This window comes from Lactobacillus hamsteri DSM 5661 = JCM 6256 (assembly GCF_000615445.1).
Taxonomy (GTDB): Bacteria; Bacillota; Bacilli; order Lactobacillales; family Lactobacillaceae; genus Lactobacillus; species Lactobacillus hamsteri.
Map to the genome: position 1 here is coordinate 1 of NZ_BALY01000019.1, position 19,212 is coordinate 19,212.

General features: G+C 36.4%; 13 protein-coding genes and 3 pseudogenes. All 16 read right to left on the reverse strand.

What is annotated here, in order from left to right:
* Positions 1-199: 199 nt before the first annotated feature.
* On the reverse strand, positions 200-1,141 hold the full coding sequence (gene ribF, locus JCM6256_RS05800) for a riboflavin biosynthesis protein RibF (protein ID WP_025080813.1): 942 nt from the start codon (positions 1,139-1,141) through the stop codon (positions 200-202).
* 20 nt (positions 1,142-1,161) lie between these two features.
* The gene (gene truB / locus JCM6256_RS05805; RefSeq protein ID WP_025080814.1) at positions 1,162-2,055 is read right to left on the reverse strand and encodes a tRNA pseudouridine(55) synthase TruB; all 894 of its coding nucleotides are present in this window, start codon (positions 2,053-2,055) and stop codon (positions 1,162-1,164) included.
* A 53-nt stretch (positions 2,056-2,108) separates the two neighbouring features.
* Positions 2,109-2,471 (reverse strand): ribosome-binding factor A, encoded by a 363-nt coding sequence (locus JCM6256_RS05810; protein ID WP_025080815.1) that lies wholly within the window; start codon positions 2,469-2,471, stop codon positions 2,109-2,111.
* Positions 2,472-2,481: 10 nt separating this feature from the next.
* Positions 2,482-5,189 (reverse strand): annotated as a pseudogene (gene infB, locus JCM6256_RS09905) (translation initiation factor IF-2).
* A gap of 4 nt (positions 5,190-5,193) precedes the next feature.
* On the reverse strand, positions 5,194-5,505 hold the full coding sequence (locus JCM6256_RS05820; RefSeq protein ID WP_025080816.1) for a L7Ae/L30e/S12e/Gadd45 family ribosomal protein: 312 nt from the start codon (positions 5,503-5,505) through the stop codon (positions 5,194-5,196).
* 2 nt (positions 5,506-5,507) lie between these two features.
* On the reverse strand, positions 5,508-5,804 hold the full coding sequence (gene rnpM / locus JCM6256_RS05825; protein ID WP_025080817.1) for an RNase P modulator RnpM: 297 nt from the start codon (positions 5,802-5,804) through the stop codon (positions 5,508-5,510).
* Between the two features lie 14 nt (positions 5,805-5,818).
* Positions 5,819-7,015 carry a transcription termination factor NusA gene (nusA, locus tag JCM6256_RS05830; protein WP_025080818.1) on the reverse strand — a complete coding sequence of 399 codons (1,197 nt, stop codon included), beginning with the start codon at positions 7,013-7,015 and terminating at the stop codon, positions 5,819-5,821.
* Between the two features lie 18 nt (positions 7,016-7,033).
* Positions 7,034-7,513, reverse strand: coding sequence for a ribosome maturation factor RimP (gene rimP / locus JCM6256_RS05835; protein WP_025080819.1), 480 nt, complete (start codon positions 7,511-7,513; stop codon positions 7,034-7,036).
* Positions 7,514-7,624: 111 nt separating this feature from the next.
* A pseudogene (locus JCM6256_RS09910) lies at positions 7,625-11,931 on the reverse strand (PolC-type DNA polymerase III).
* A gap of 6 nt (positions 11,932-11,937) precedes the next feature.
* The gene (locus tag JCM6256_RS05845) at positions 11,938-13,638 is read right to left on the reverse strand and encodes a proline--tRNA ligase (protein WP_025080820.1); all 1,701 of its coding nucleotides are present in this window, start codon (positions 13,636-13,638) and stop codon (positions 11,938-11,940) included.
* A gap of 27 nt (positions 13,639-13,665) precedes the next feature.
* Positions 13,666-14,922 (reverse strand): RIP metalloprotease RseP, encoded by a 1,257-nt coding sequence (gene rseP / locus JCM6256_RS05850; protein ID WP_025080821.1) that lies wholly within the window; start codon positions 14,920-14,922, stop codon positions 13,666-13,668.
* A gap of 10 nt (positions 14,923-14,932) precedes the next feature.
* Positions 14,933-15,730 (reverse strand): phosphatidate cytidylyltransferase, encoded by a 798-nt coding sequence (locus JCM6256_RS05855; RefSeq protein WP_025080822.1) that lies wholly within the window; start codon positions 15,728-15,730, stop codon positions 14,933-14,935.
* Between the two features lie 10 nt (positions 15,731-15,740).
* Positions 15,741-16,475: an undecaprenyl pyrophosphate synthase gene (gene uppS / locus JCM6256_RS05860; protein ID WP_025080823.1), complete on the reverse strand. Its 735-nt coding sequence runs from the start codon at positions 16,473-16,475 to the stop codon at positions 15,741-15,743.
* 2 nt (positions 16,476-16,477) lie between these two features.
* Positions 16,478-17,035: a ribosome recycling factor gene (gene frr / locus JCM6256_RS05865; protein WP_025080824.1), complete on the reverse strand. Its 558-nt coding sequence runs from the start codon at positions 17,033-17,035 to the stop codon at positions 16,478-16,480.
* On the reverse strand, positions 17,035-17,763 hold the full coding sequence (gene pyrH / locus JCM6256_RS05870; protein WP_025080825.1) for a UMP kinase: 729 nt from the start codon (positions 17,761-17,763) through the stop codon (positions 17,035-17,037). Before pyrH ends, frr begins: the two co-directional genes overlap by 1 nt.
* Positions 17,764-17,954: 191 nt before the next feature.
* A pseudogene (locus JCM6256_RS09915) lies at positions 17,955-19,175 on the reverse strand (RNA-guided endonuclease TnpB family protein).
* Positions 19,176-19,212: the final 37 nt, after the last annotated feature.

Sequence of the window (19,212 nt, forward strand, 5' to 3'; positions counted from 1 at the left end):
TCTTTTCTCTTTTATATTTTTAAATATGAAAAAGAAGGATAACCATCTACGTTTAATCTTGCCAAAAGTGCACAGTATCTCCGTCTTAAAAAACGAAATTCTATTTAACTATGCTTATTTACAAGATTAAAAACGCAACGGCAATCCTTCTTTCTAAATTTGAATTTCAATTGATAAAGTCAGATTATCATGAAAAAATTTATTTTTCAAGATTGCAGGCAAAATAATCTTTAATTTGTGTTTGATCTTTTTCAAGTTGCTTTTTCAAACTATCTAGACCATCAAATTTAACCTCACCGCGTGTATACTTAAACCATTTAATAGCGATTGGTTGATCATAAATATTTTCATTAAAATCAAAAATATTTGATTCAATATAAATTTTTCTTTCTTGGTTAATTGTTACATTATAACCAACGCTAGTCATGGAATTGTACCATTTACCATTAACTTTAGTTTGCGTAGCATACACACCTATTTTAGGCACGGCTTTTTTATCCTGCCAAATTAAATTTGCAGTTGGAAATCCCAATTTATGTCCATTTCTCTTACCATGCCCAACAGTTCCACTCATGACATAATGATGCCCCAATAAATCATAAGCAAGTTCCATTTGCCCATTTGTAATTGCCTTACGAATCTCAGTCGAACCAATCTTTTTACCCTCAAAAGTTTGCTTAGGTACTTTGATAATATTGAATCTTCCTTTAGCAAATTCTGGTAAATGCTTCATATTAGCTTTTTCTTTAGGTCCATAAGTATAATCAAAGCCTGCTACAACTGTCGCTGCTTTTAATTTAACAATCACATTATCAACAAAATCTTGGCCGGAAATTTTACTAAAACTCTTAGTAAACTTAAGAATAATGAGATAATCTACACCGAGTTTAGCCATTTTATCAGTTTTTTCTTTTAAGCTGTCGATATAGATAAAATCATTGTTTTTCGCATAAACTTCACTTGGATGACGATCAAAAGTCATTACCATTAATGGTAAGTGTTTTTTTCTTGCCTCTTGCTTGGCAACTGAAATTAAGTGTTGATGGCCCATATGTACACCATCAAAAAATCCTAGTGCCAATACCACTTGACCAGGGGTAATATCTTCTTTGACCGGATAAGTTAAATGGATTTCTTGCAAAATAAATTCCTTCGTTTCACTTATTCATTTGCTAACAACATTAAATCAGGTTTAAAGATTGAGCCTGTCTTTTTATAGATAGCCTTAACTTTGCCATTGTAACGTAATGCAACTTTTTTAGCATTCGTTTTCAGTTCTATTGCAGCACCATTTTTCACTTTTAGCCATTTTCCATTAGTAAGATCAATAGTTTCATAATCCTTAAAGAATGCATCAATAGGCTGAATTAACTTGGCAGCTTCATTTGGATTTTCTTCAATCTCACTTAATTTTACTGCTTGTGTAATATCAAATCCAGAACTTGCAGTTCTTCTAAGATAAGTCATAACTGCCGGTTCATTCATTTTTTCGCCCAGATCATTAACTAATGATCTAACATAAGTACCTTTGCTACATTCAATTTCGAAATCAAAACTTTCTTGTCCTTTTTCTTCATCAAAATGCGGCTCATTTTTCAAAGAATAATCAAAAATATTTACTTGACGTTTTGGGCGTTCAACCTCAATACCCTCACGTGCATACTCGTAAAGGTGCTTGCCATTAACCTTAATAGCAGAATAAATTGGAGGAACTTGTTCTATTTCTCCCTTAAATTTATCCATACCATTTTGAATTTCTTCAGATGAAAATGGTTTTGACATCTTCTTTTCTTGCAAAATCTTGCCATCGGTATCATAAGAATCTGTTGCATAACCAAATAAGCCCGTACCTTCATACTTTTTTGGACGCGTATGCATCATTTCAATTAGTTTAGTTGCCTGACCAATTGCGATTGGCAAAACACCCGTTACTTCAGGATCCAAAGTGCCTGCATGACCAATTTTTCGAATATGCAAAGCTTTTCGCAAATGGTAAACGACATCAGCACTTGTCATTCCTTTGTCTTTATCAATTACTACAATTCCATTTAACATATTTTTTATCCTTATCTACAAAAAAAGGCGCCCTAACGGCGTCTTTTTCTTAATTACTTATTCCGTTCAGCATCTTGTTTTTTAACTTCAGCAATTAAACGGTCAATCTTACTACCATATTTAACTGAATTATCACGTTTGAAAATAAGTTCAGGAACTTTATAAACTGTCAAAACTTGACCAAGCAAGTGACGAATCATTCCCTTTGCCTTTTCAAAACCTGCAGCAACTTCTTCTTCTTTTTCAGCATCTTCAGTTAAAAGACTGTAATAAATAGTTGCGTATGACAAATCATTAGTACATTCAACCGCAGTGATAGTAACTTCACTTAAACGGGGATCACGAATGTTCTTTTGTAAGATCTTTGTTGTTTCGCGGAGGATTTCTCCTTCAACACGACCAATTCTGTGCTTCATGTATTTCCTCCTAATATTTAAAGGTATTATTGAGCTTAACTTCTTGCATTTCGTAAACTTCAAATTCGTCGCCGACCTTAATGTCATTGTAGCCATTAATAGTCAAACCACAGTCGTTACCTTGCTTAACTTCCTTAGCATCATCCTTGTAACGCTTCAAGGAAGCAACTTCACCGTCATACTTGACGATACCGTCACGAATAACTCTAATCTTAGAATGGTTAGTAACATAGCCTTTATCTACGAATGAACCTGCAATAGTACCAACCTTTGATACCTTCCAAGTTTCACGAACAGTAAGGTTACCAGTAACCTTTTCTTCGTAAGTTGGTTCAAGCATACCCTTCATAGCGGCAGTAACATCGTCAATAGCCTTGTAAATAATGCTGTAAAGACGAATATCTACACCATCGCTTTCAGCTTGTGACTTAGCAGTTGCAGTTGGACGAACATTGAAACCAATGATGAAGCATTTGAAGCACCAGCCAAAGTAACATCTGATTCGTTAATAGCACCTACGCCTGAGTGGATAATATTGACGCGAACACCTTCAACATCAATCTTTTCAAGTGATTGTTGCAATGCTTCTACAGAACCTTGAACATCAGCCTTAAGAACAATGTCAACTTCCTTCATATTTTCCTTCTTCATAGTATCGAAGAGGTTATCAAGGGTTACGTGAGTTACATTTTCACGTTGCTTTTGCAAAGCTTGTTGAGCTCTTTGTTCACCAACTGAACGAGCAGTCTTTTCATCATCAAAGACAACAATCTTATCTGCGGATTCTGGAACATCATTTAAACCAGTAATTTCAACAGGTTCTGATGGAGTTACCTTCTTAACTTGACGACCACGATCGTTAGTCATTGTACGTATACGACCAAAAGTATTACCAACAACAATTGGATCACCAACATGCAAAGTACCTTGTTGTACCAAAATATCGGCAACTGGACCACGGCCACGTGACAATCTAGCTTCAATAACAGTACCAATAGCCTTTTGTTTTGGATCTGCCTTAAGTTCCATCACATCTGCCTGAAGCAAAATCATTTGAAGCAAATCATCAACGTTTTGACCAGTCTTAGCTGAAATATCCACAAAGATTGTGTCACCACCATAATCTTCTGGAATCAAATTGTACTTCATCAACTGTTCAGTAACGTGTTGTGGGTTAGCACCTGGAACATCCATCTTGTTGATAGCAACAATAATTGGAACATTAGCACTCTTAGCGTGGTCAATAGCTTCGACAGTCTGTGGCATAACACCGTCATCTGCGGCAACAACCAAAACAACGATATCAGTAATTTCTGCACCACGAGCACGCATGTTAGAGAATGCGGCATGTCCTGGAGTATCTAAGAAAGTAATCAAACGATCATCAAGTCTTACTTGGTAAGCACCGATTCTCTGAGTAATACCACCAGCTTCGTGATCTGAAACGTGGGTATGACGTAAACGGTCAAGCAAAGTAGTCTTACCGTGGTCAACGTGACCCATGATAGTTACAACAGGTGGACGCTTGATTTGGTTCTTAGATTCCTTAGAAGCTTCCATTGCCTTACTATAAGCCTTATCAATATCAGAAATATCTTCATGAACCTTTTGTTGAGCATTAATGCCATATTCAGCAGCCAAAAGTTCAATAGTATCTTTATCTAATGATTGGTTTTGGTTAGTCATGATACCGAGCATAAAGAGCTTCTTAACGATTTCAGCTGGTTCACGGTGTAAAAGCTTACCTAAATCTTGTGCGTTCATACCTTCATCATAAACTAAAGTTTCTGGTAATGGACGTTCCTTACGTTTAGTAGGTTGCTTCTTAGGTTGTTGTTCATGTTGACGCTTCTTATTCTTACGACGCTTTCTTTCTTGACGGTCAGAATGTTCGCTATGATTGTTAAAGAATTGATTCTTACCCTTGCGTCCTGGCTTACCGTTATCACGGCCATGACCATTTCCACGTCTTTCATCTTTCTTTGGTGCTGGAGCTTCACTCAATTCAACCTTAGGAATAGATGGTCTCTTAGCACCATTGTTTTTATGATTATGATTATTATTTCTAGTGTTGCTACTATTATTGCTATTTTCAGCTTTATCTTTCTTAAAACGAGCTGGAGATGGCTTCAAAATCTTTGGACCGATAGTCTTCTTTTCAGTCTTTTGAGCCTTAGGAGCTTCTTTAGTAGTAGTACTGCTATTTTGCTTGGTTGATTTAGTATCTTTCTTTGGATTCTTCAATTGTTCGTGATATTCTTTTTTAGTTTTCTTAGCTTGTTCATCTAAAGTGCTTTCTTCTGCACGCTGTTTCTTCTTGAATTGCTTCAATAAATCACGTGCTGCAGCTTTAGGCTGATTATTACCTTGTTGACTATTTTGATTATTGCGTTCATTACGACGCTTATTTTGATTATTATTTCTAGTGTTCTTATTATTTTTATGATGATTATTAGACTTTTTATTTTCAGTCTTCTTTTCATTCTTTCTAATAGAAGAAACAGAAATTTTAATCTTATTATTTTTATTCGTAGATTTTTCTTGCTTTTTAGCGGGAGCGGAGTTTTGGAAACTGCCCTTCAATTGCTTTACTTGCGAATCTTCTAATGATGACATATGGTTTTTAGCATCAAAGCCTAAGTCCTTTGCTTTTTGGACCACAACTTTATTATCGATGCCTAACTCTTTTGCGACTTCGTAAATTCTTTCTTTAGCCATCCAATCACACTCCTTCATTAATCTTTTTAGTTAACGCTTTATAAAAACCAACATCTGTTAATCCCATAACCTTGCGTTTTTTACCAATAGCATGAGCCAATTCTTCACTACTGAAAAGATCAATGATCGAAACATTGACCTTTTTGGCAGCGCGAATTACTTTTTCAGATGTGTTTTCGTGTAAATCACTAGCTAAAATTATGACTTTTACTTGTCCTTTATTAAGCGCACTGATTACAGTTTCAGTCCCTGAGACTATCTTTCCTGCTCTCATTGCTAGACCTAATAAATTTAATGCCTTTTGTTTATTTTGCAATATTATTTATCACCAAACAATTCTTTTCTTGCTTTTTGGTGATCAACATAAGAATAAAGTTCTTCATAGAAACTATCTGGCACTTTAGCACCCAAACTACGTTCCAAAACTTCACTTTCTTTTGCTGATTCAATCTTGCTTGGATCCAATGAGACATATGCGCCTCTACCTGGCTTTTTACCAGTTGGATCAACGGAAATATTTTTTTCTTTATCTATTACTACACGAACCAATTCTTTTTTTGGTTGCATTGTATTAGTTAATAAATCTTTCCGCATTGGAATTTTTCTTTTTTTCAAAAGATCACCAATCCTTACTCTTCAGTATTATCGTCTGATTCTGAATTTTCTTGTGCAGATTCATCTGCAGTTGTTTCTTCAGCTTCAGTACTTTCAGTATCTTCAGAAACTGGTGCTTCTACATTTTCTGCTTCAGCATCATCTTCTGTATTCTTACTTTCTTCGTCAACAAATTCTACTTCAGATTCTGGACGAATATCAATCTTGTAGCCAGTTAAACGAGCCGCAAGTCTTACATTTTGACCCTTCTTACCAATAGCTAATGATAATTGGTAATCTGGAACAATTACTAAAGCACTCTTTTCTTCTTCATCATCACCAAACTGAACGGCAATAACTTCTGCAGGGTTAAGAGCATTAGCAATAAAGTCAGATGGATCATCTTCAAACTTAACGATATCGATGTTTTCGCCACCTAATTCGTTAACAACATTTTGAACACGAGCACCACGTTGACCAACACAAGTACCAACTGGGTCAATGTTAGGATCATTTGACTTAACTGCAATCTTAGTTCTATCGCCAGCTTCACGAGCTACTGACACAATTTCAACAGTTCCATCATAAATTTCTGGAACTTCTTGTTCAAACAAACGCTTAACCATATCTGGAGCAGTTCTTGAAACAACGATTTGTGCACCCTTAGCATCTGAACCAACACGAGTTACAAGTACACGAATCTTATCTTGTGGGTTGTAAGTTTCGTTAGGCATTTGATCACGATGAGGCATAACAGCTTCAACATTACCAATCTTAACGTAAACAAAACGATTATCCTGACGTTCAACTGTACCAGTAATCAATTCATCTTCATATTGTGAGTATTCACTGACAATTTGGTTTCTTTCAGCTTCACGAAGACGTTGCATTACAACTTGCTTAGCTGTTTGAGCAGCAATTCTACCAAAGTTCTTTGGAGTTATTTCAAAACGAATTTCATCGCCAACTTCATAAGCTCTATTAATTGCCAAAGCATCTTTTAAGCTGACTTCTAAACGATCATCTTGAACTTCATCGACAACAGTTTTAACAGCAATAACCTTAAAGTTACCCTTCTTTTCATCGAATTCAACTTCAACGTTTTGTGCTTGATTATAGTTTTTCTTGTATGCAGCTACTAAAGCGGCCTTGATAGCATCAACAATAACATCTTGTTTAATGCCTTTCTTTTCTTCCAAAGTGGCAAACGCTTCTAGCATTTCTTTAGACATAAGTTTTGATCAGCCTTTCTAAAATTCAATTGCAAAACGAGCATTTGCAATTAACTTACGGGGAATAGTTAAAGTCTTTCGTCTAGTCTTTATCTTAATTTCAAGCTCAATTTCCTCATCATTGTAAGATTTGAGCGTACCTTCAAACATTTTTTTACCATCAATCTTTTGATAAAGACCAACATGGATATACTCGCCATTTGCTTTTTCCCAATCTTTTGCGTTCTTAATGGGACGTTCAACACCGGGAGAAGACAATTCCAAAACATAAGGATCTGGTAATGGATCCGGCTCTAAGCTATCAAGCTTTTCTGAAACTTCTTCACTTAAAGCTGCGATTTCATCGATGTCAATACCTCCGGGTTGATCTTTATCAACGTAGATCCGTAGATAATTTTGACTCTTTTCCTTAACATATTCAATATCAACGAATTCATCACCACGAGCAGCAATGATTGGTTCAATTTCTGAACGAACAAGATCTGTAACTTTAGACAAAAATTTTCCTCCGTAATAAAAAGAGTGAGCATTACTGCTCACTCGAATTTACCTATTCGAACTTCATGAATAAGTATACCATGTTTACTAATTTTTTCAAAATTAAGCTACTTAAAATAATGATAATTGATTCTGATCTGGAAGACCTTCTAAGACACCATTATTTTCAAAGTAATCCATAATTGTTTGTGACACTTTACCGCGTTTAGCCAAATCCTCTTTTGACAAGAATTTTTGTTCCGCACGAGCTGCAACAATTTGCTTAGCAGCATTGTCACCTAAACCAGGAACGGCATTAAATGGTGCTAAAATAGTATGCTTATCAAGAATCTTGAAGTTCAAAGCCTCAGACTGATCTACATCAACCATTTTAATTTTAATACCACGTTCCAAACATTCATTGGCAATTTCCAAAACAGTAAGCAAGCTCTTATCCTTTGCAGAAGCGTCCATTCCTTTATCTTGAATAGCTTTCATCGCTGCCTTAACAGTATTCTTACCATGACTCATTGCAACTAAATCAAACAAATCGGCACGAACCGAGAAGTAAGCAGTGTAATAAATCTCTGGATAATATACTTTAAACCATGCTATACGTAAAGCCATCAAAATATAAGCCGTCGCGTGAGCCTTAGGGAACATGTACTTAATCTTCAAACATGAAGGAATATACCAATCAGGAATATTCTTATTCTTCTTAAGAACTGCCATATTGTCATCGCTGATTCCTCGACCGTGACGAACAGATTCCATTGTTGAAAAGGCGATTTCTGGTTTAACACCCCAGTGAATCAAGTCCATCATGATGTTGTCACGACAACCAATTACATCTTTCAATTTGCAGGTACCATTATTAATCAAGTCTTCTGCGTTCCCTAACCATACGTCAGTACCATGGGAAAGTCCAGAAATCTGCAATAATTCTGAGAATGTTGTCGGTTTAGTTTCTTCAAGCATCCCTCTTACAAATCGTGTTCCGAATTCTGGTACACCCAAAGTTCCAGTCTTTGATTGAATTTGTTCTGGAGTTACGCCTAAAATCTCTGGACTTGAAAAAAGAGACATAACACCTGGATCATCAGGCGGAATTGTTAACGGATCAATTCCTGATAAATCTTGAAGCATTCTGATCATAGTCGGATCATCATGTCCCAAAATATCAAATTTCAAAATATTATCGTGAATTGAGTGGAAGTCGAAGTGCGTAGTTAGCCATGCAGCGTTCACATCATCGGCAGGATATTGTACAGGAGTAAAATCATAAATATCCATGTCATTTGGAACAACAACGATTCCCGCAGGGTGCTGCCCCGTTGTTCTCTTAACACCTGAAACTCCCGCAGCCAAACGATCTAGCTCGGCATTTCTTAACTTCAATTCGCGTTCTTCATCAAAGTGTTTTGCATAACCGTAAGCAGTTTTATCAGCAACCGTGGCAATAGTTCCGGCACGATATGAATTATCTGGTCCAAACATTACTCGAATAAAGTTATGGGCAACTGGTTGATAGTCTCCAGAGAAGTTCAAATCGATATCAGGAACCTTATCACCGTGGAAGCCCAAGAATGTCGCAAATGGAATATCCTGACCATCTTTAACAAGCGGGGTCCCACACTTCGGACAATCTTTATCTGGCAAGTCGTAACCTGAACCATATTCACCATTGGTAAAGAAGTGTGAATATTTACATTTTGGACAACGATAATGTGGTGCCAATGGATTAACTTCCGTAATACCTGACATTGTCGCAACTAAACTTGAGCCAACGGACCCACGAGATCCAACCAAATAGCCATCTTTATTTGATTTAGCTACCAAACGTTGTGAAATTAAGTAAATAACCGCATAACCATTAGAAATAATTGAATTTAATTCCATATCAACACGGTCTTTTACGATCTCAGGTAGTGATTTGCCATAAAGCTCATAGGCTTTATTGTAAGTTAAATCCTTCATTTCTTGATCAGCATTATCAATATGTGGAGGATACAAACCATCTTTAATTGGGGCAATTTCGCCTAATTCATCAGCAATCTTGTTAGTATTATCAATAACAATTTCTTTAGCCGCATCTTCACCTAAGAAACTAAATGCATCAAGCATTTCCTGCGTTGTATAAAAATGTAAATCAGGTTGTGGTTTATTACGGTTTGGATTAGATCTCTGAGCCGAAATCAAAATTGTTCGATAAATCTTTTCATGCGGCTCAACGTAATGCGCGTCGCAATCAGCAACAACCGGCTTGCCAAGTTCTTTACCTAGCTTATAAATATTAGTAATAATTTCTTCCAATTCATCTTCATCAGCAATTAAATGATCTTCAATTAATTGAGAGTAAGCTGCTGGAGGTTGAACTTCCAAGAAATCATAAAACTTGGCCTTTTTACGTGCTTCTTCATATCCCTTTTGCATCATGCAATAAAGACTTCGCCTTGCCAACAGCCAGAACCATAAAGAAGGTTATCATGCAATCTTCTTAAATCAGATTTTGGTGTTCTTGGAACACGGTAAAAGTTTGTAGTGCTTGCAATAGAAACAAGTTTATACATATTTTTCAAACCGGCTTGATTCTTAGCCAAAATAGTCATATGCATTGGACGCGCACGTTTATATACTTCACCATGTTCAGCATAATTATTAAGCTTGCCAAGATTATCTTCATCGAATCTCTTATCAAAGGCATCGAGAAGCTTAAACATTAAATAACCTGTAGCTTCCGCATCTTGGTTAGCACGGTGGTGGTGTTCCAAAACAACATTATACTTTTTAGCCAAAGAATCCAATGTATGTCTTGTTTGTTCAGGATGGAGCAAACGAGATACTTCCAAAGTATCAACAACTGGCTGTGTAATTTCTTCAAGTCCACTTCTGCGAAGAGCTGCATTGACAAAGCCAACATCGAATTGAACATTATGACCGCAAAGAGGATCATCGCCATAAAACTCTTTGAATTGCTTAATAACAACATCTTCATCATCAGCTGCACTAACCATTTCATCAGTAATAGACGTTAAATTAATAGTCTGATCACTCAAAGGATGATGCGGATTGATAAATTTATCAAAGCGATCAATAACTTCACCATTCTTCATCTTAACGGCCCCAATTTCAATAATCGTGTCGTAAACTGAAGAAAGTCCAGTTGTTTCAACGTCGAAGATAACAAATTCACGATCTTTATAGCTCATATCAGCTGGATTTAACACTAAAAGAGCATGATCATCAATCATATTGGCTTCAACACCGTATAAAACCTTTAAGCCAGCTGCTGCTCCAGCGCTATATGCTTCTGGGAATGATTGAACATCACCATGATCAGTAATAGCAATAGCAGTTTGACCAAATTTTTTCGCTGCCTTAATAAATTCAGTAGCCGTACTTGTTGCATCAAGTTGACTCATATTAGTATGAAGATGAAGTTCAACACGTTTTTTATCGCCTTCATATTTTTCTACACGGCCAACATGTTCAATAGTTTCGAAATTATAAATATTGAAAACAACATCATGTTCCCATTGATCATCTGCAGCTGTACCCTGCATTTTTGCCCAAGTACCCGATTTAATTGCGGACAAACTTTCAATTTCTTCTTTATTTGAAGCAAACTTTTTAAACATGATTGAATCTGTATAGTCAGTAATTTCTCCTGTAAAAATTACAGATCCAGATTTTAATTCTCTAGCTTCAATATTGAAAATGTTACCTTCAATTACAACATTACGCGTACCATCTTCAATATCTTGAATTTGCGTAATTGGTGCATTTTCATCTAGCTTTTTATTACCATAACTCTTTCGCTTGGTTGGATATTGCCGAGGTTGTGATTTCGGTTTAGTCGGAGCTGCTTCATATGCTTCTTGCATATTTTTTTCATGTTCTTGTTGAAGCTGTTGTAGACTTTCGAGATTATTTTGTGAACTCGCTTGATCTACTTCGGTAATAAACTTCAAATTGAAGAATCCAAAATTCCTTAATTCTTCAGCTAAATCGTCTAATGCTTCTTGTTCAATCAATCCATCAATTACATTGTTATCAACTGGAATAATCCAACGACCATTTTCTTTATCGGGTTTTTGTCCTGCTAAAAACTCACGTGCAACTGGTTGCAACACGTTTGAATTCTGCACAGCATAATGCCAGTAATCTGTTAAATATTTGTCAGAACCATCTTTAGTTCCAACAAATAAACGTATATTAACAAAATCTTTGAAGTTTTCGGTAACAGCTTTATTTAAAGCATTATATGTTTCAAACTTTAAAGGCGTATCAAAAAGAACGTGGATATCCCACTTATGTTCTTTAGCGTATACATCCACGTTCTCAACCTCCCCTTTTTGAAGCATTTCATTATCTTCAAAAGAATCGGGGAATTTGATTTGCTTTAAAAGTTTTAAGAATAAATTGTTTTTATTTGCCACGAAAAATTATCCTAACTCTTTATTTACAAATTCTTCTAATTTATCTACTGAAATTTCAATTGCTTTTTCATCACCTGGGCGCTTAACTTCAACAATACCGTCGCCAGCTTTGCGTCCAATAGTAATTCTAATTGGTGCACCAACTAAATCAGCATCATTAAACTTAACGCCTGGACGTTCCTTACGATCATCGTATAAAACATCATATTTAGCTGAAAGTTCTTTTTCAAGTTTTTGAGCTAATTCAGTTTGTTCATCATTGTTCATCTTCATTTGAATGATGTGAATTGCAAATGGAGCAATTTCCTTAGGCCAAGCAATGCCGCCTTCTTCAGTCAAGTGTTGTTCAACAACTGCTGAAAGCATTCTAGTAACACCAATTCCATATGAACCCATGATAACTGGCTTAGCCTTACCATTGTTGTCCAAGAAATCAGCACCCATAGTTGTAGTGTAGTAGGTACCTAACTTGAAGATATGTCCAACTTCGATTGAAGTAGTGAACTTAAGTGGTTCGTGATCTACAGGATCTGGTTCACCTTCATTAGCCGTTCTAATGTCAGCAAATTCGTCAACCTTGAAATCACGGTTTAAGTTTGCATTTTCAAATTGATAGTTAGTTTCATTAGCGCCAACAACTACGTTGTACAAGTCCTTAACAGTATCATCGGCGATAATCTTATCTGCCCAATCTGCGTTAACAGGACCGACGCCACCCTTTTCACTGCCAGTGATTTCTTTCAATTCTTCTGCATTTGCTTCGCGAACTTCATCAGCATCAAGAATATGACCTAATTTAACTTCGTTAATTTGCTTATCGCCACGAATTAAAACTAAAACTTTTTGATCATCAGCAATGTATAAAATACTCTTAACAATACGAGTTGCAGGAACATTTAAGAATTCTGCAAGCTTTTCAATAGTATCACAATCTGGAGTTGAGACCTTATTTAATTCTTTTGGATCTTCTGGATCTTGCTTGAAAGTATCAACACTTTTAGCCATTTCAAGGTTAGCAGAGTAAGTACCACTTTCATTAGTAGCAATTGTATCTTCACCAATAGAAGCTGGAGCTTGGAATTCGGTTGAGTTCTTACCACCCATTGTACCTGAGTCGGCAATTACTGGGTGAACAGTTACGCCACAACGCTTGTAAATAGCTTCAAAAGCACGCTTTTCATCATCAAATTGTTCATCAAGTTGATCACGAGTTGCTGCGAAACTGTAAGCATCAAGCATAACGAATTCACGACCACGAAGAAGACCAAAACGAGGACGGTTTTCATCACGGAACTTAGTTTGAATTTGATATAAAGCAATTGGCATTTGCTTGTAACTCTTCAAATTCTTAGCAATAATTTCAGTAAAAGTTTCTTCATGAGTAGGTCCAAGTAAACTTTCACGACCGTGACGGTCTTTCAACTTGAACATTTCAGCACCGTACTTCTTGTAACGGCCTGATTCTTGCCATAAAGTTGCTGGCAAGAAGTGTGGCATCATCATTTCTGGAACGTTGATTTTTTCCATTTCTTCTTCCATGATATTTTCTGCTTTGCGCAAAACACGGAAACCTAATGGAAGGTAGGCATAAACACCAGCAGTAACCTGACGGATGTAGCCTCCACGCAACATTAACTTATGACTTTCAGCAACAGCGTCAGCTGGAGCTTCTTTCAAAGTTGGCATAAAGAATTTTGATTGACGCATTCTTATCTCCTAAGTAAATCTATATTTTTATTTAATAAAGTAACGATAAATATCATTACCTGTAACCGCAATAATTAATAATAGCAATAAACCAAAACCAATTAATTCAACAACAGCTTCATGATCTTCGGAGATCGGTTTGCCGCGAACTAATTCAATTAAATTAAGCAAAAGTTTACCACCATCTAAGCCAGGAATCGGAATCAAGTTAACGATACCTAAATTGATAGAAATCATTGCTAAAAATGCAAGCACATAGGTAAAGCCCATTTGTGAAACTTGAGAAGTTTGAGAATAAATTCCCACAGGACCTGAGAGCTTATTTAAACTAAAGTGTCTAAATAAATTGCCTACTGCTGAGAAAATCATTCCCGTTGTTGAAACCGCCGTGTCCCAGCCACGCTTCAATTTTACGCCAGCATTTTCATTACTTTGAGCTACGATTCCAATTTGATAAACTTTCTGCTTTTGAATTTTAGCAACTTTTGGCTTAACGACTACGGAGTTAATTTTACCATTCTTTTTAACTTTCATCTGCAAAGCTTTACCTTTGCTTTGATTAATTGCAAGAGAAACATCCGCAAAAGAATTCATCTTCTTGCCATTAATTGAAAGAATTTTATCACCTGATTCAATCTTTGCAACTCTGGCAGGTGAATTAGGTGTTGTCTTAGCAACTGTTGTAGTTGCTGGACCAGGAACTGTAAAAGTCCAAATTAAAAATACTACAAAGCCAAGCACGATATTCATAAATGGACCAGCAAAATTAGTAGCAAGTTTTTGCCATACATTTGCTTGTTGGAATTGCGTATCGCGTGGAGCAATTATTAATTCCGTTTTATTTTTATCAATAATAGTAGCATCGTGATTTACATGATAAGTTACTGGCTTATCTTCATCACCATTTTCGTAGCCAGAAATAATCAAAGCATCAACCAAATCAGCTTTGGTAACTTGAACAGGAATACCTTCGATTGGCAAATCAGATTCTGACGCATCGATTCTTACAACTTCATTTTTATCATTTAATTGAAGAACAACTGTCATCCCTGGATCTAATTTACTTTCGTCATCAGCTCCTGCTAAACGAACGTACCCACCTAAAGGTAACCAACGAATAGTATAAGTTGTTGTCTTTCTTCTCTTTTGGAAAAGTTTTGGCCCCATTCCAATTGAAAATTCACGAACTAAAATCCCAGATTTCTTTGCCACGATAAAATGCCCGAATTCGTGAACGAATACGAGCAAACCGAATACTACTAAAAAGATTAGTATACCTTTCAAAAGCTATCTCCTAGTGTACAATACCTAAAACAGCGGCCATTACAGGTAATACAAAAAGCATACTATCGAATCTGTCTAAGATGCCACCATGTCCAGGTAAAATCTTTCCGGAATCTTTAACGCCATAAAAACGTTTGTAAGCTGATTCAACAAGGTCACCCATTTGACCAACAATGGAAAGGAAGAATGCTAAAACAAGCATCATTACTTGATCTTGACCCAATGGAACAAAGGCAGTGTAAATAGCCGTACAAATTAAAGCACAGATCACAGCGCCAATTGAACCTTCCCAGGTCTTGTTAGGACTAATAACTGGCCACAACTTATGTTTACCAATTTTACGTCCAATCATGTAAGCACCGATATCAGTTGACCAAACAACAACAAATACGTAGCAAAGCAATGCTAAACCATTTGCATCACTTCTAATTGCTGCCATATAGTGGAAACCTGTACCAATATATAATGATGCGATTGTATAAACACCAACATCATCAAAAGTAGTCTTATTCTTTGATAACACAGTCCAAGTAAGCATTAGCATAACAAGAGCAAAGTAAACTCCAAATTTTGACCAATGCATTGGCATTCCTTTAAAGAATGCATCTGGTACTGTCCAGGTTAAAGTTGCCAAAAGTGCCAAAATAAAGTCAACTGATACCAAAAGTTGTTTCTTCATTAAAAAGATTTCACTGATACCAACTGCAGCAAAGGCAACTGTTAACCAATCCATCCAAAGTCCACCTGCAAGGACAATTGGAATAAATAAAATTAAAGCGATAACCGCTGTTATAACACGTTGTTTCATTTTTCTCTATCTAACTATCTGACTCATCAACTTTACCAAATCGACGATCGCGATTTTGGTAATTTTCTACAAACTCTCTTAAATCATCTTCATTAAAATCTGGCCAAGCTTTATTACTAAAAGCCAATTCAGAATAAGCTATTTGCCATAACAAAAAATTAGAAATTCTTTGTTCACCTGATGTACGAATCAATAAATCTGGATCACGGTATTCACCAAAACCCGCTGTCATTAAATGATCAGAAATTATATCTTCTGTAATTTCATCACTTGATAAATCGCCGGACTTAACTAAATCCGCAATTTCTTGAACAGCTGATGTAATTTCTTTTCGTGCTCCATAATTAAATGCAAAATTAAGAATTAAACCAGTATTATTTGCGGTTTCATCCATTGCTTTTTGAACAACATCATAAGTATCCTTAGGCAAATGATCTAAATATCCCATAATATTTACCTTAACGTTGTTCTTCATCAAAGTAGGCATGAATTTGTCAAAAAACTTAACTGGCAAATTCATTAAATACGCAACTTCCTCTTTAGGTCTTGCCCAATTTTCAGTTGAAAAAGCATATAAAGTTAAAACTTTAATCCCCAACTTATCTGCCGCTAAGGTAATTCTTTCAACGTTATTCATACCTTCTTTGTGTCCAAAAACACGAGGTTTATGGCGCTTACGGGCCCATCGACCATTACCATCCATAATAATGGCAAGATGATTTAATTGATTCTTCTTTTTACCCATTATTAGCCTTGAGTGATTTCCTTACGCTTTTCGTCAGCAAGTGTATCAATCTTCTTAGTTGCATCGTCAGTAACTTTTTGTACTTGCTTTTCTAAATTACGTTGTTCATCTTCAGTAATTTCGTCATCTTTTTGTTGACGCTTAAGAGCGTTCATAGCATCACGACGAACGTTTCTAACCGCAATTTTTGCTTCTTCGGCTTCTTTACCAACTTCCTTGGCAATTTCTTCTCTTCTTTCACCGGTAAGTTGTGGAATAACCAAACGAATAACTTTACCATCATTTGCTGGAGTTAAACCAAGGTTTGAAGCAAGAAGTGCATGTTCAATATCATCCAAACTATTTACATCGTATGGAGTGATAAGCAAAACACGAGGTTCTGGAATAGTAACACTTGACATTTGAGTCAATGGAGTTGGTGCACCATAGTAATCAACCTTTACACCTTCCAAAAGGCCGGCATTTGCTACACCAGCACGGATGTTACCTAAATTCTTTTGAAAAACCTTAATAGATTTTTCCATATTTTCTTTTGCTTTTTCAATAGTTTCGTTGTTCATTATTTCTTACCGCCTTCAATTACAGTACCAATATTTTCACCCATAACAACCTTCTTAATGTTGCCTTCAGTGTTAACGTTAAATACAATTAATGGAATTTCAGTATCCATTGACAATGAACTTGCAGTTCTATCCATAACCTTTAGGTTCTTAGAAATAAGATCAAGTTGTGTCAATTCAGAATACTTAGTTGCTGATGGATCAAGTTTAGGGTCAGCTGAGTAAACACCATCAACACCATTCTTAGCCATCAAAATTACATCTGCACCAATTTCGGCCGCACGAAGAGCAGCAGTTGTATCAGTTGAGAAGTAAGGGTTACCTGTACCACCACCGAAGATAACTACACGGCCTTTTTCTAAATGACGTACAGCCTTTCTTCTAATATAAGGTTCAGCAACTTGTCTCATTTCAATAGAAGTTTGCATTCTAGTTGGAACGCCGATATGTTCCAAACCATCTTGAAGTGCCAAACCATTCATAATAGTAGCAAGCATACCCATGTAATCAGCTTGTGCACGTTCCATACCGAGCTTTTCACCGGTTTCACCACGCCACATGTTACCGCCACCACAGACGATACCAATTTCAACACCTAAATCATGAACTGATTTAATTTCCTTAGCTAAGTGAGCAATAACTGTAGGGTTAATTCCTGTACCTTCATCTCCAGCTAAAGCTTCACCTGAAATTTTTAGAATGATGCGTTTATATTTAACTTGACTCATAGTAACCTCCTCTAATAGCTCTAATTATTCTACCATATAAAGTATTGATATGTAGAGTACCAAGTTATTCAAAGTGTTTTTTTATTAAAAATTTATATGAACTACACCGGCACTAAAGTACCGGGTTTCTGGGAACGCCGAGTAGTGTTTGGGATCTTACATTGATTGCTCAAATACCCAACTCACGGAACTCAGCTCTTTACCATGGCCAGTCCCTGACCAGTTGGCTTTGCTTTATGCAGGATATTAATTGCCGCATTAATATCCCGGTCATGCTTAGTTTGACACTTAGGACAAGTCCATTCACGAATCTCTAATGCTTGGCGCCACTGTTATAGCCGCATTCTGAACAAATTCTGGAAGTGTTTTTAGGATCTACCGCAATTAGTCTTTTACCGTACCACTTACATTTATATTCCAGCATCTGTCTGAACATCCGCCATGAGGCATTAGAGATGGCTTTAGCCAAATGATGATTTTGAAGAAGATTTTTGGTTTTCAAATCTTCAATTACAATCACATCATACTGCTTGACCAAATGAGTCGTTAGCTTATGAAGATAATCCTTGCGCTGATTAGCTGCTTTAGCTTGATACCTGGCTTTTATTTTTTGGGCTTTTTGCCAATTGGCAAAGCTTTCCAAGCTTCTAGGACAAAGCACTTTTCTATTTTTATCCTGCAAAACTAATAGCTTAGCCAAGTGTCTGCGGCGAGAATATTTTCTTTGCCATGCTTTGGCTTTCTTTTCAAAATAAGAGCCATCAAAGCTAGGGTATTTCAAGCCATTAGACAGAATGGCTAAATCAGCTATACCGACATCGATGCCAATTTCTCTGCCAGTTAAGCGAAGCTTTTGGGGTTCATGCACTTCTGCCTGCAGAGACAGATAATACTTGCCCGTTGGTTCAAGCATAACCGTATAGCGTTTGATTTTGATATTTTGCAAAGCTCCGGTCCTGCTTGTCTTAATATAACCCAAATTAGGGATCTTTAAATACCGCTTGCCAGCAATTTTAATGATTGACTTGCCAGTATAAGACTTCTTCAAATACTTGCGCGAATGAAAACGAGGCTTGCCAGTTCGGCCGCTTTTATCTTGGAAGAAGTTTTTCCAAGACTGAGTTAAAAATTCATTAACTACCTGCAGACTTGAAGAATCGCTGTTTTTCAAAAAGGGATATTCCTTCTTGAGCGGCTTAAGCAGATAATTTAGCTTAAACTTGCCCAAAAAAGGCAAATTCTTATTATTCTGATAGCGTTCGTTCATCATGGCCAGCATCTGGTTCCAGACAAAACGATCATTGCCAAACATCTGCTCAAGCTGGTCTTGCTGGAGTTTATTAGGATAGAGCCTTAATTTGATTCCTTTCAGCACATTTGTTCCTCCCTTCTAGTAGCATTATATCAAACATGTGTTCAAGAAAGAATGGGAACAAGCAAAAAACTAAA